General features: G+C 43.3%; 11 protein-coding genes. 7 read left to right on the top strand and 4 right to left on the bottom strand.

Features of this window, described 5'->3' with window-relative positions:
* The first annotated feature begins 196 nt into the window (after window positions 1–196).
* Both sucC and sucD read left to right on the top strand, forming a co-directional pair.
* Window positions 197–1,363: an ADP-forming succinate--CoA ligase subunit beta gene (sucC, locus tag ACMAZD_RS12915; RefSeq protein WP_004734210.1), complete on the top strand. Its 1,167-nt coding sequence runs from the start codon at window positions 197–199 to the stop codon at window positions 1,361–1,363.
* Entirely contained in the window at window positions 1,363–2,235 is an 873-nt protein-coding gene (gene sucD, locus ACMAZD_RS12910; protein WP_435247524.1) for a succinate--CoA ligase subunit alpha, read from the top strand. Before sucC ends, sucD begins: the two co-directional genes overlap by 1 nt.
* Window positions 2,236–2,394: 159 nt before the next feature.
* On the opposite strand, the gene znuB is transcribed toward sucD, so the two are convergent.
* Both znuB and znuC read right to left on the bottom strand, forming a co-directional pair.
* The gene (gene znuB / locus ACMAZD_RS12905; protein ID WP_435247523.1) at window positions 2,395–3,180 is read right to left on the bottom strand and encodes a zinc ABC transporter permease subunit ZnuB; all 786 of its coding nucleotides are present in this window, start codon (window positions 3,178–3,180) and stop codon (window positions 2,395–2,397) included.
* Window positions 3,180–3,962: a zinc ABC transporter ATP-binding protein ZnuC gene (znuC, locus tag ACMAZD_RS12900; RefSeq protein ID WP_435247522.1), complete on the bottom strand. Its 783-nt coding sequence runs from the start codon at window positions 3,960–3,962 to the stop codon at window positions 3,180–3,182. Before znuC ends, znuB begins: the two co-directional genes overlap by 1 nt.
* Before the next feature lie 83 nt (window positions 3,963–4,045).
* Here znuC and znuA point away from each other — a divergent pair, with 83 nt between their 5' ends.
* From znuA to ACMAZD_RS12875, 5 genes are all read left to right on the top strand, one after another.
* Complete coding sequence (znuA, locus tag ACMAZD_RS12895; RefSeq protein ID WP_435247521.1) at window positions 4,046–4,936, top strand: zinc ABC transporter substrate-binding protein ZnuA; 891 nt, start codon at window positions 4,046–4,048, stop codon at window positions 4,934–4,936.
* Between the two features lie 281 nt (window positions 4,937–5,217).
* Window positions 5,218–8,568 carry a helix-turn-helix domain-containing protein gene (locus ACMAZD_RS12890; RefSeq protein WP_435247520.1) on the top strand — a complete coding sequence of 1,117 codons (3,351 nt, stop codon included), beginning with the start codon at window positions 5,218–5,220 and terminating at the stop codon, window positions 8,566–8,568.
* Between the two features lie 612 nt (window positions 8,569–9,180).
* Window positions 9,181–9,402, top strand: a complete 222-nt coding sequence (locus tag ACMAZD_RS12885; protein ID WP_008221191.1) for a FeoA family protein — start codon at window positions 9,181–9,183, stop codon at window positions 9,400–9,402.
* Window positions 9,403–11,676, top strand: coding sequence for a Fe(2+) transporter permease subunit FeoB (feoB, locus tag ACMAZD_RS12880; protein ID WP_435247519.1), 2,274 nt, complete (start codon window positions 9,403–9,405; stop codon window positions 11,674–11,676).
* On the top strand, window positions 11,673–11,903 hold the full coding sequence (locus tag ACMAZD_RS12875; RefSeq protein WP_435247518.1) for a FeoC-like transcriptional regulator: 231 nt from the start codon (window positions 11,673–11,675) through the stop codon (window positions 11,901–11,903). Before feoB ends, ACMAZD_RS12875 begins: the two co-directional genes overlap by 4 nt.
* Window positions 11,904–11,970: 67 nt before the next feature.
* Here the strand turns inward: ACMAZD_RS12875 and ACMAZD_RS12870 are convergent, their stop codons facing one another.
* Together ACMAZD_RS12870 and ACMAZD_RS12865 are read right to left on the bottom strand one after the other, a co-directional pair.
* Complete coding sequence (locus tag ACMAZD_RS12870; protein ID WP_435247517.1) at window positions 11,971–12,498, bottom strand: YqhA family protein; 528 nt, start codon at window positions 12,496–12,498, stop codon at window positions 11,971–11,973.
* Window positions 12,499–12,637: 139 nt separating this feature from the next.
* Window positions 12,638–13,066, bottom strand: coding sequence for an HIT family protein (locus ACMAZD_RS12865; RefSeq protein WP_435247516.1), 429 nt, complete (start codon window positions 13,064–13,066; stop codon window positions 12,638–12,640).
* Between the last annotated feature and the right edge of the window lie 95 nt (window positions 13,067–13,161).

Genomic DNA, 13,161 nt, shown 5'->3' with positions numbered 1-13,161 from the left:
ACGTCTAGTTAACTCAGTGAGCTAGACGTAAAAATTTTCAAAGGCTAGGCTGCTCAACGTCTGGCCTTCACTTGAACTGTAAAGCCATTAGAAAATGGAAAGCAGTTGATTTGAGAAGACCCTACAGACGTACCACAGGAAACTGTGTCGTTATGGAAATAATAATCCCTCAAGGGAAAATAAACGGAATATCAAAATGAATTTGCATGAATACCAAGCCAAACAGCTGTTTGCAGAATTCGGTTTGCCTGTACCAGAAGGTTTCGCATGTGATACAGCACAAGAAGCTTTCGAAGCTGCAGGCCGTATCAGTACAGCCAAGAAAGTCGTTAAGTGTCAAGTACACGCTGGTGGTCGCGGTAAAGCGGGCGGCGTAGAGCTGCATGACACCAAAGAAGGCGTTAAAGAGTTTGCACAAAAGTGGCTAGGTAAAAACCTAGTGACTTACCAAACAGACGCTAATGGTCAACCTGTAACAAAGATCCTAGTTGAAGAAGCATCAAACATTGCGAACGAGCTTTACCTAGGTGCTGTTGTTGACCGTGCAACTCGCAAAATTGTATTCATGGCGTCAACTGAAGGCGGTGTGGACATTGAGAAAATCGCTGAAGAAACTCCAGAGTTGATTCACCAATCTGCGATCGATCCTCTAGTTGGTCCTCAAGCTTACCAAGGCCGTGAACTGGCATTCAAACTTGGCCTAGCTGGCGATCAAATTAAACAGTTCGTTAAGATCTTCATGGGTCTTGGTGAAATGTTCGCTCAGTACGACCTAGCTCTACTAGAGATTAACCCGCTTGTTATTACAAATGAAGGTAATCTTCTTTGTCTAGACGGCAAGATCAACATTGACTCAAATGCAATGTACCGTCAGCCAAAGCTTCGTGAAATGCACGATCCTTCACAAGAAGACGAGCGCGAAGCGCACGCAGCTCAGTGGGAACTGAACTACGTAGCACTTGATGGCAACGTTGGCTGTATGGTTAACGGTGCAGGCCTTGCTATGGGTACGATGGATATCGTAAACCTACACGGCGGCAAGCCAGCAAACTTCCTTGATGTAGGCGGCGGCGCAACAAAAGAGCGTGTAGCTGAAGCATTCAAGATCATCCTTTCTGATGACAATGTTAAAGCAGTACTCGTAAACATCTTCGGTGGCATCGTTCGTTGTGACATGATCGCTGAAGGTATTATTGGTGCAGTTAAAGAAGTTGGCGTAACAGTTCCTGTCGTTGTTCGTCTAGAAGGTACAAACGCAGACCTAGGTCGTGAAGTACTTGCTAATTCTGATGTTGATATCATTGCTGCTGTATCTCTAACAGATGCAGCTCAGAAAGTTGTTGCTGCTGCGGAGGCTAAATAATGTCTGTATTAATTAACAAAGACACTAAAGTAATCTGTCAGGGTTTCACTGGCGGTCAAGGTACATTCCACTCAGACCAAGCTATCGCATACGGTACGCAAATGGTTGGTGGTGTTTCACCTGGTAAAGGTGGTCAAACTCACCTAGGCCTTCCAGTATTTAACACAGTACGTGAAGCAGTAGAAGTAACTGGCGCAACTGCAACAGTTATCTACGTACCAGCTCCTTTCTGTAAAGATGCAATCCTAGAAGCTATTGATGCAGGTATCGAACTGATCGTAACGATCACTGAAGGTATCCCTACAACAGATATGATTGACGTTAAAGTGAAGCTAGAAGAAACTGGCGTTCGCATGATCGGTCCTAACTGTCCAGGTCTTATCACTCCAGACGAGTGTAAGATTGGTATCATGCCTGGTCATATCCATAAGAAGGGTAAAGTAGGTATCGTATCTCGTTCAGGTACTCTGACGTACGAAGCTGTTAAGCAAACAACAGATGAAGGCTTTGGTCAGTCTACATGTGTTGGTATCGGTGGTGACCCTATCCCAGGTTCAAACTTCATTGATATCCTACAACTTTTCCAAGAAGACCCAGAGACTGAAGCAATCGTAATGATTGGTGAGATCGGTGGCACTGCGGAAGAAGAAGCTGCTGAGTTCATCAAAGCAAACGTAACTAAGCCAGTTGTATCTTACATCGCTGGTGTTACTGCTCCTCCGGGTAAACGTATGGGCCACGCTGGCGCAATCATCTCTGGCGGTAAAGGTACTGCTGAAGATAAATTCGCGGCACTAGAAGCAGCAGGCGTTAAGACTGTTAAGTCTCTTGCTGACATCGGTAAAGGTCTACGTGAAATCACAGGTTGGTAATCAGCTGTCTTTTATCGAATGAGATAGAAGCTAACTGAACGATATAAGAAAGGCTTGGTCATTGACCAAGCCTTTTTCTTTTTGGACCGATTTTTTTATAAACGACTGCCGCATCAACAGTTGTGTTGTTAAAAGCCAGAATGAATCCGATTTTTCACTTTAGGTGCGGGTTCTGTACATTTGAGATAGCATAAACATTGCCGCAGCACTGATAACAACAGAAGGGCCGGCTGGCGTGTCATAGAACCAAGACAAGCTCAACCCTCCGAACACAGCGATAGAACCTATTACAGACGCGAGGAAGGCCATTTGCTCGGGTGTATTCGCGAATTTTCTTGCTGTAGCTGCAGGTATGATCAGCAGCGATGTCATGATTAACGCGCCAACAAACTTCATACCGACCGCAATTACAATACCAACCAGTAACATCAGGATTAGGCGCATTAAGTCAATGTTGATGCCATCAACCGCCGCGAGATCTTCATTTACCGTTGTTGATAATAGTGGTTGCCAAAAGATAGCAAGCACCAATCCGATCACAGCAGCACCCGCATAGATGAACACTAAATCAGTAGGAGATACTGCCAGCAAGTCACCAAATAGGTAGCTCATTAGGTCAACACGAACGTTATCTAAGAAACTCACGGCGACAAGACCCAAAGACAGAGCGCTGTGCGCCAAAATACCGAGTAGGGTATCGGTCGCGACCAGCTTTTGCTTTTGTAAGGTAACCAGCAACACTGCTAGTATCAAACAACAAATCAGTAGCGCGAAATATAAGTTAATGTTGAACAGAAAGCCAAGTGCTAAGCCCATCAAAGAAGCGTGAGCAAGCGTGTCACCAAAGTAAGCCATTTTGCGCCATACCACGAACGAACCCAGTGGACCAGCAATAAGAGCAATGCCTAAGCCTGCAAGAATAGAAGGTAAAAGAAACTCAAGCATTAGTGGTGGTGTCCGTGTTCATAGTTGGAGCAGTCGTGCACATCCCCAGAAACTGGCTGGCCTGCCAAATCATGGTGATGGTGATCATGTTGGTGGTGATAGAAAGCCAAACTTTCTTGAACCGCAGTACCGAACAAGGCGATATAAGAAGGGTGGTGTTTGATATCAGCCGGTGCACCCGAGCAACAGATGTGGTGATGCAAACAGATCACATCGTCTGTTTTTGCCATCACTAAATGCAAGTCGTGTGAAACCATAAAGACAGCGCAACCAAAACGGTGACGAATGGAATCTATCAGGTCGTAGAGATCAATTTGTCCCTGAACATCAACACCTTGTGCGGGTTCATCAAGAACGAGTAGGTCGGGTCTTTTCAAAAGAGAGCGAGCGATCAGCACGCGTTGGTTTTCGCCACCAGACAGTTGGTGCATGTTACTTTTCATTAGGTGCTCAGCACCTACTAGCATCAAAGATTCTAGAATTTCTTGTTTGCTGAACTTTCCGGTGAGCTTAAGGAAACGCTCTACATTGAGAGGCAGAGAGTCGTTCAGCTTTAGCTTTTGAGGAACGTAACCAATTTTTAATTTTTTTGATTTGGTGATCTTTCCTGAATATTTGTGCTGGAGCCCTAGTAGTACCTTAACTAAGGTTGATTTTCCTGCGCCATTTGGCCCAATTAGGGTAGTGATTCTGCCACGCTCTAAATTTAGAGAGATGTTGTCTAAAACTTTTCGACCGTCAAATTCGACGTTCACAGAATCTAGTTGGATTAAGTTATCCATGAATAGAACTCATTTGCAATTCGCTAATGTTATAATGTAACATTTACCTCAAGCCTAAGCTACTTTTCTATTATCGAGGAATTATGTCACGTTCATCTTTTATTCTTGCTACTTTGCTTTTAGCGCCAAGTGTTGCAAGTGCCAATACTATTTTAACAAGTTTTAAACCAATTCAAATGATTGTGACGGAATTAACGCAAGGCGTTAGTGAACCGGGTGTGTTGATGAACAGCAACGCTTCGCCGCACGATTATGCGCTTAAACCATCTGATGTGAAAAAAGTTCATAGTGCGGATATGGTCGTTTGGTTCGGTCCTGACCTAGAAGCTTTCTTGACGAAGGTGATTGGCTCCAAAGAGAACGTTATCCAGATCAGTGAGATTCCTGGTATTAACTTGAGAGAGTTCGGACATGAAGAGCATGATCACGATGCTCATGAAGGGCACCATCACGGCAGCCACGACCCTCATTTTTGGTTAGGTATCGACCAAGTTGCAGTAGCATCAAAATACATCTCAGCTAAGTTGATTGAAACTGACCCTGACAACGCAATGGTGTATCAAGAGAACCTAGACTCATTCTTGATTGCATTGAAAGAGAAGCAAGAGTCTATTCGTGAGCAACTTGCACCAGTCAAAGACGAAGGTTACTACGTGTTCCATGATGCGTATGGCTATTTCGAGCAAGAGTTTGAGCTGAATAACCTAGGTCACTTCACGGTAAGCCCTGAACGTAAACCGGGTGCAAAAAGCCTAATTGCTATTAAGAAAACGCTGGTACGTGAAAATGTTCAGTGCGTGTTCTCTGAGCCCCAATTTACACCTGCTGTAATCGAATCAGTGACGCGTGGCAGTAACGCTAAACAAGGTCAACTTGACCCGATCGGCTCAAGTGTTGAGGTGAAGAATGGAAGTTACTTCGATTTTCTTCAACAACTTACAGACAGCTACACAAGCTGCTTAAGTGCAAAGTAATCAATAGCGAGTATTTTTTATTCTACTTTACTCTCGATAATTTATGAATCATGCCGCTTTTTGCGGCATTTTCGTGACCGCTAAGATAAAACCTTCCAACAAAAAAAGAAACCCTCTTCTTCCTTCGATAATTTCCGCTAAAATAGAAAGATAATAATAAGCACAAAAAAACTTAGTTTCTGTTGAAGCAATGATAAGACGTTGCGGCTAATGAAATTTCATGTGTTGTTGCTGTTCAGGATTAAAAGTTGTCTCAAATTATCTTAAGAATGTTCATGTTAATGAGCATTTCATTTAGCGTTTTAGCGGTAAATACCTCACTCTCTGTGTTTTACCCTTTGCCTGTTCAGGCGCAAGGGAATTTCCTAGCGGCCAAAAATCTCTATCTAGGGGCTGGAGGCGGATTGTGGATCCATGATGTACATGGAAAAGTGTTATTTTACGATGGTCGAACCTTACTTCCGCGTAAGGGAAGTCTTCTTCAGTTTGCATCGGAAAGCGTTGCTTTTCTTAACGATGAGTTTTGGACGTTTTTCGACAACGAGGTCTACCGACACAATCCAGGCATTGGCAATGAGCTCGCTTTCAGTTTAAGGCCAGGGGCTGAAATCGCGAATATCGGTGCATCTGGTGATTTTATATGGGTAACGGATGGGGCTAATTTCTATACGTATAACACCCAAACTCTAGAGTTTAATACCTATTCGTTACTAAAGCTGTATCGATATAATAACAGCAGCGATATTGCGATTAATGATGCTGAGTGGATGTTGTCAAAGTGGGTTTTGGCGACCAGTGCGGGTGTTTATATTTCAGAAAATCAAGAGTTTACTCATGTCTCAGCATCAGAAAAGAATCACATAGAGACTATCTATTTTTCGAACTCTAGGCGTGAGTTAGTCATCGGCACCTTAAATGGCGCGGTCATTATCGACTTCTCGAACCCAGATCAAGTGACGTATGTTCGTGGATCACATGTGCTATCTCTCGCTGAAACCTCAGACCAATATTGGATTGGTACAGAGCATGGGTTAGTGAGTTACAATTTTATCACGGGACAAACGACCCACTTCAAGCGTGCGACCAATCAAGATTTTTCGTTACCGGGTGAGAAAATATACTCGCTTATTAATGATCATGCTGGTGGTATGTGGGTCGCGACCAACAATGGTATTCGCTATTTCTCATTGTTTAGTAAGACTTTCTCTCGAACGCCACTTAACGGAATGGGGATGCACTCGAGTAGCGTTGTAATCAACAAAGTGCTGCCCGTTGATGCACATTTGTCTTGGGTCGCGTCATCAATGGGCCTATATCTGGTCGATTCGCAAAGTGAAGCTCTTCCTATTCGTGTCTATACAAAATCCGTTCAAGATTTTGAGGTCTTAGGTTCTTCAATCTGGATAGCCACCGAAGAAGGCATTCTCAGTTTTAATAGCCAGACGTTGGATCCTGAACCACTTGAGCTGCCGAGAGCGATTCAGGGCATTCATGTTGAGAACTTCGCTCTTCAAGCTAACCAAGTTTTGTGGATGACGTCTGGGCAAGACCTATATTCTTTATCGATCCAGACCATGCAGTTAGCGTCTTACGGCACTGATTGGCTGGTTGATAAGTTTCTCCCCGCCAAAATCACAGATCTAAATATCGGCTTGCAAGGCAGTGTTTATATCGGCACGGACCACGGCTTCTACTCCTTTATAGATAAGAGAATCAGTTTCAGCCGTTCTAGTGAGAGATTTGGCAAAGTTGTCGATATTGAGCAAGCAAAAGATGGTTCTCAGTGGTTTGCTGGCAGTTATGGCGTTTATCGAATCCCCTACGATAGCTATATAATCGAAGAGATCGCTCTTGTCGAAGATAATATTAGTCCCAATTGTTTAATCAGCGATAACAATGGTGTGTGGTTGGGTTCATCGAAAGGTATCAGTTATTACGGTCTCGATGGTCAGTTGCATAAACACATTGGCTCACCATTTGGTTTGATCACCAATGAATTAACGGCCGGCGCTTGTGCACTGTTTTACACTGAAGAAAGTCAATCCTCGAGGCTCGTTTTAGGTTCTAAGTATGGTGTAGTCAGCGCATTGTCCAATGAGTTATTGGTATCGACGACGCCTCATAGCCGAGCCTTGCTAAGTAAGATCAGTGTTAATCAAGAAACGGTATCACTTGGCGGAAGAACGGTTGATTTAAAAGAGATACCTTATGGATCTTCCATTGGTTTCAAGCTTGGTATTTTACCCGCGATGTTTGCTCCTGCGATGGAGTATAGGCTCAATGACAATGAACCCTGGAGAGAATTTGAGGGGGGCTTGCTAACGCTAGACCATTTGCTTCCAGGTGACTACACGCTTGAAGTGAAGCCGGTGAAGGACTCGCATTATCGTTTTGTTTCCACCAATCAAAGCTTCTCGATAGCTGAGCCCTGGTATCTCAGTAATTGGGCAGCCGCGAGTTTCCTGATACTCCTTATTTGTGTGGTCACTATGCTGGTGTTCTGGCGTTCACGCTATGTGACTTTTGCCAATAGGCATTTAAAAGCGCAAGTCGCTTTAAAGACCGATCAGCTAAGGCATCAAAGTCGTATACTATTAACGACCAATCAACAGCTCAAAAAGCAACTGTCTGTTAAGAATGCACTTGTTTCTCATACGGCGGAAGAATTGTCCGCTGAAGTAAACCAAATTGGTGTCATGTTACCCAACTGGAATGATGACCAAGAAAAATCTCCGATCCTAGCGTTAAAAAATGGCTTAGCTCAGTTGAGTAATAGCCAAGAGGGAGAGGGGACGGTTTGCTACGACGTGATTTTGATCTTGGAGTCGGTACTCAAAGCTTGGAAAGGTGATTTAACCAAAGCGGGGATAGAGCTGGATATCTGCGTTGAAACCAAGCATCGACATGTGTCGCTGTTGTATTTTAATCTCGATATTATCTTTAATAGCTTGGTCGCCAGTATCATCAAGCGAAATTTTAAATCGCAGAGTATGGTGATATTGGTTGAAGAGGTTAAAGACCATCTCGTCGTTACGATAAGAGATCATGGCATGCCTTTCCCTAAATTGGCTTCAGCGATTAATGACAGTAGCGGGAAATCAACCGATCTTAATATTGAAAAGCTGCCTTTGTTGATGAATCAGAGTGGCGGAGTACTTAATGCCTTCATCTCGGATTCTCAAAATAAAGTTCAACTGTCTTGGCCAATTGAATATCAAGTATTGAAGAACCTTGAGACGAGCACCATAGAGCAAATCGAGACGATTAAGTACGCTATATCAAGCTCAGAACAACAGAAAGTGAGTGCGGAACAAGAGTGGAAAAACAAAGTTTCACAGCTTGTGAGTGAGCACTACGCTGATGCTGAGTTTGGTACAGCAATGGCTGCGAAGTATTTGTTTATGTCTGAGAGAAGCTTACAACGACGATTTAAATTAGCCTATCACAAGACATTCAAGGAACACTTGAATGAAGTTCGCCTTGAGCATGCTTGTGAGCGCTTACTCGCGGGAGAAAAAGTGTCAGACGTAGCCTTTGATTCTGGATTCAATGATCCATCTTACTTTAGCCAAAGGTTTAAGTATCACTTTGGTATGTCTCCCTCTAAGTTTGCGGAAAACAACGAAGAGTAGTGATCTGCGGATTCACTCTGTTTCCACATAGATAAAGATACTCTAAGCCTCGACATTCGTGTTGGGGCTTTTTTTATGCTCATACGAGATAGAGATAGAGATAGAGATAGAGATAGAGATAGAGATAGAGAGTTAGGGTTAGGGTTACAGTAAATTTGCTAGGGATATAACGAGGAAGAAAAAAATATCGTGGCATAGCCGGGGGGACTATACCACGGGTGTCAAGGACACCTTCGCTTGCTGCTGGAGTGATATGGCAAGCCACATCACCTCTGGAATAAAATTAAAGAGAAGTAGTTCCTCTTCGACGTAGTAACTATACGTCTGCCCACTTATTTTACTTATAAAATTAACGACAGATGACCATGATAAAACCGACATTATTTTAAGCCACTGATAAGTAGTGATTTATGGTTTTTTTTATTGGTTTGTACTAGTGAGGTAGTTCTCGTTTCTTGTTGAAATTAACGTTTTTAACGTAAGCGTTTTTAACGAAATTTACGAGTATGTATTTTCGAAAACATTGATTTCACACAGTATAATTGTGGTCATATATGTGTATTATTCTGGTAATAACAATCTTTCTCATTATCAGTCACGAATTGGATATTTATGAAACTCTCACAACTAGAGCAAGGCAAAGCGGCTTCTATTGTTGCATTAACAGGTTTAACACCAGAAGTTAGAAAAAAACTTATGGTCATGGGCATGTTGCCAAAAACCGAGGTGACGTTGATTCGCCGTGCACCTATGGGTGATCCGCTTCAAGTTGAAGTGAGAGGGGTTTCAATCGCCATTCGTGAAAGCATCGCAGAACAAATCGAGGTTATCTAAATGGATTATCAAGTTCTAACCGTTGGTAACCCGAATAGTGGTAAGACAACATTATTTAATGCATTGACCGGCGCCAAGCAACATGTTGGTAACTGGGTCGGTGTAACTGTAGAAAAGAAGACGGGTGTCTATTCTCACGCTGGTGATAAATTTCAGCTTACCGATTTACCTGGTATCTACGCGCTAGACAGTGGTAATGACGCGAACAGCATCGATGAGTCTATTGCATCTCGCGCTGTGCTTACTCACCCAGCAGATGTGATCATCAATGTTGTTGATGCGAGCTGTTTGGAAAGAAGCTTATACATGACATTACAATTGCGAGAATTGGGTCGTCCAATGATCGTTGTATTGAACAAAATGGATGTATTAAAGCGTGAACGTCAGGTTATTAACCTTAAGGCTCTAGAAAAAGAGTTAGGCTGTCCGGTTCTGAGCTTGTCTGCAAACGACAAAGGCCAAGTGGTTCGCTTTAAAGAACGACTTCATAAGTTACTTGTTCAAGGTGTGAGCCTTGACCCGATCTCTATCGATTACGACGCAGCATTAGAAGCACTAATTCCTTCTGTTGAATCACAATTTGATGATACTGATGTATCGCATAGAGCACTAGCGATTCGTGCTTTAGAAAATGATTACTTGGTTCTAAATGGCCTTGCTCCTCAGCCACGCACTCAAATTGATAGCGTGCGCCTGAGTGCTGACTTTGATATTGACCTAGCGGTTGCCGATGCAAAATACACTTTTCTACATGACCTTTGTAAGCGTGTCCGCCGCAGTGAAGGTAAGCTAAGCCGAAACTTCACAGAAAAAGCAGATCAATTCATTTTGAACAAGTGGGTTGGTATTCCTTTCTTCTTCGTCATTATGTACCTGATGTTCATGTTCTCTATCAATATCGGCAGTGCGTTTATCGATTTCTTTGATATTGGCGTAGGTGCGTTATTGGTTGATGGTGGCCATTACTTATTAGACGGACATTTACCTGTTTGGTTCGTGACTATCCTTGCCGATGGTATCGGTGGTGGTATTCAAACGGTTGCAACCTTTATTCCGGTAATCGCTGCTCTTTACCTATTCTTAGCGGTACTAGAAAGTTCAGGCTACATGGCGCGTGCTGCCTTTGTACTTGATAAAGTGATGCAGAAAATCGGCTTGCCGGGTAAGGCTTTTGTCCCTCTGGTTCTCGGTTTTGGCTGTAACGTTCCTTCTATCATGGCAACACGTACTCTTGACCAAGAGCGTGAACGTAAACTGGCTGCATCAATGGCACCGTTTATGTCATGTGGTGCTCGTCTACCTGTGTACGCACTGTTTGCAGCAGCTTTCTTCCCGGGTGCTGGGCAAAACGTAGTCTTCGCTTTGTACATCATGGGCATTGTTGCTTCTGTGTTCACAGGTCTATTCCTTAAAAGTACAATCTATCCTGGCAGCAGCGATAGCTTGGTCATGGAAATGCCAGATTACGAATTGCCAACCGTGCAGAACGTGATGCTCAAAATGTGGCAGAAATTGAAACGTTTCGTGTTTGGTGCAGGTAAAACCATCGTAATGGTTGTGGCAATCCTGAGCTTCTTGAATTCTCTAGGTATGGACGGAAGCTTTGGTAACGAAGACAGCGAAAATTCAGTGTTGTCTAAAGCCGCGCAAGTTGTAACGCCGGTGTTCCAACCTATTGGTATTACTGAAGAGAACTGGCCTGCAACGGTTGGTATCATCACAGGTATCTTTGCGAAAGAAGCGGTTGTCGGTACATTAAACAGCTTGTACACCACTCCTTCAGACGAGGGAGCTGCTGAATTTGATCTAGCTGCAAGCTTGCAAGAAGCAGTCATGACTATCCCTGAAAATCTATCTGGTTTGAGCTATTCAGATCCGTTAGGTATTGAAGTGGGTGACTTATCGGATTCTGGCTCTGTTGCTGCAGACCAAGAAGTTGATTCGTCTATCTTTGGTAACCTGAAAGACAAGTTTGTATCAGGGCATGCGGCATTTGCTTACTTAATCCTAATCTTGCTTTACACACCTTGTGTAGCAGCGATGGGGGCTTATGTTCGTGAATTTGGTCAGATGTTTGCGCGTTTCATCGCAGTTTGGACAATGGCACTTGGCTACTTTGGTGCGACTTTCTATTACCAAGCGGCAAACTTCGCTGCTCACCCAATTAGCAGTGCGGTATGGATGGTTGCGATTGCTAGTGGTTTTGTACTGACCTATAGAGTCTTTAAGAAAGTCGGCAGTAAGCAGAAAGCACTAGAGGTGCAAGTAGCATGATCTTAACTGAACTTCATCAGTACATTGATAACGAGGGCGTTGCAGCTCGCAATGAACTTGCGTCTAAGTTTGGTATGAGCGAAGACGGTGTCGATGCGATGCTGAGTGTTTGGGTCAAGAAAGGGAAAGTTTCCCGCTTGGTCGATACCAACAAACATGGGCATACAACACGTATTCGTTACACCATCAGCAAACAAGATGGTCTGTCACTTAATGTGATGATGTAGTTTGGGGGGAATATATAATAAAAAACCGCAGCCTATGAGCTGCGGTTTTTTGTTTGTGCTTGTGTAATTAGGACTCTTTGGTTTCACCTAACCCGAGAACTTTAAGTCCGATGCTCAGTAAGAGTATGGATACTGGCAAAACGAGTATGTCCCATTCGATACTGTCGAAATTGAGGAGTACAAGCTCCAAAAACTTCACGAATAGAATGATGATAATCACTTCAGCCAAAATGTTTTTTAGATGTCCAATGTTGGGTGTTTTTATCCAGCTAAGTACTTTGTTCTTGTTGACCTGTTGGTTGCTATTCATTGTGTGACTTTTGTCTGAGATGAATAAAGTGAACACACCGTGAGAAAAAATGAAGAGTACAAAAGCAATTAGGAATGTATCCAAAGACTTAATTAAGTATGAGATAGCGATATCTGTTGTGTCTAAATGCGCCAGTGATTCTGGTGGCACCTGATTGAGCATGAAGATCGCAAAAGCAGAGTAGGTCTTAGTCGCCCCCATGAAAAACAAAAGTAGCGCAGCAAGCATAGAGCATACGATGGCGATCCAGCTGATGTGACGAAATAGGTTGAAGGTTTGTTTCATGATGCTCTCTCTATGTTGTGTGCGAGAGAGTATACGTTGTAACACTTATTGTGATAATGGTGTGTTCTTGTGAATTATTATTACGCACTGGTAATAATGGTAATGCCTAATGACTAGGCATTACCGACTTCAAGGGTGCTTAAGCTTTCTTGAAGATAGAGCTCAATGACAGAACATTCTGGATGCGAGCATGGATCACTGCTTGTTCTTCTTCACTGCGCTGCTCGCCTTTGGTGTTACCCCATACTGGTCCTGGCCATGCGATGTCATCTTTGAAGCGTGCAATATGGTGGATGTGCAGTTGAGGTACCATGTTACCCAGTGCACCTAGGTTTAGCTTGTCTGGTTGGAATGTCGCTTCTAATGCTTGGCTTACCGCTTGAGATTCAAGTAAGAACTGCTGTTGTTCTTTCATTGGTAGATGGTGCAGTTCTTTTAGGTTGGCACGTTTTGGTACCAAGATAACCCAAGGCACGGCGCTGTCTTTGCTTAGCAGAGCCAAGCTTAGTGGGAATTCGCCGATAAGCGTGGTGTCTTTTGCTAACTGTGGGTGAAGTTCAAAGCTCATTATTATTATCCATTTCGATTTATTGAAGACATATCAATCACAGTAAGTCAATGATCAGAAATAGCGCAGGAAAAAGGTTTGAGAACCAGGCAGAT

Origin of the sequence: Vibrio sp. nBUS_14 (genome assembly GCF_051201655.1) — a bacterium.
Taxonomy (GTDB): domain Bacteria; phylum Pseudomonadota; class Gammaproteobacteria; order Enterobacterales; family Vibrionaceae; genus Vibrio.
The sequence above is the reverse complement of the archived record's forward strand: the minus strand, read 5'-3'. Positions and strand labels throughout refer to the sequence as shown.

Bases quoted from the DNA above. Each gene is read 5' to 3' on its own strand.
- sucC (WP_004734210.1), top strand. From the start codon at position 197: ATGAATTTGCATGAATACCAAGCCAAACAGCTGTTTGCAGAATTCGGT.
- sucD (WP_435247524.1), top strand. From the start codon at position 1,363: ATGTCTGTATTAATTAACAAAGACACTAAAGTAATCTGTCAGGGTTTC.
- znuB (WP_435247523.1), bottom strand. From the start codon at position 3,180: ATGCTTGAGTTTCTTTTACCTTCTATTCTTGCAGGCTTAGGCATTGCT.
- znuC (WP_435247522.1), bottom strand. From the start codon at position 3,962: ATGGATAACTTAATCCAACTAGATTCTGTGAACGTCGAATTTGACGGT.
- znuA (WP_435247521.1), top strand. From the start codon at position 4,046: ATGTCACGTTCATCTTTTATTCTTGCTACTTTGCTTTTAGCGCCAAGT.
- ACMAZD_RS12890 (WP_435247520.1), top strand. From the start codon at position 5,218: ATGAGCATTTCATTTAGCGTTTTAGCGGTAAATACCTCACTCTCTGTG.
- ACMAZD_RS12885 (WP_008221191.1), top strand. From the start codon at position 9,181: ATGAAACTCTCACAACTAGAGCAAGGCAAAGCGGCTTCTATTGTTGCA.
- feoB (WP_435247519.1), top strand. From the start codon at position 9,403: ATGGATTATCAAGTTCTAACCGTTGGTAACCCGAATAGTGGTAAGACA.
- ACMAZD_RS12875 (WP_435247518.1), top strand. From the start codon at position 11,673: ATGATCTTAACTGAACTTCATCAGTACATTGATAACGAGGGCGTTGCA.
- ACMAZD_RS12870 (WP_435247517.1), bottom strand. From the start codon at position 12,498: ATGAAACAAACCTTCAACCTATTTCGTCACATCAGCTGGATCGCCATC.
- ACMAZD_RS12865 (WP_435247516.1), bottom strand. From the start codon at position 13,066: ATGAGCTTTGAACTTCACCCACAGTTAGCAAAAGACACCACGCTTATC.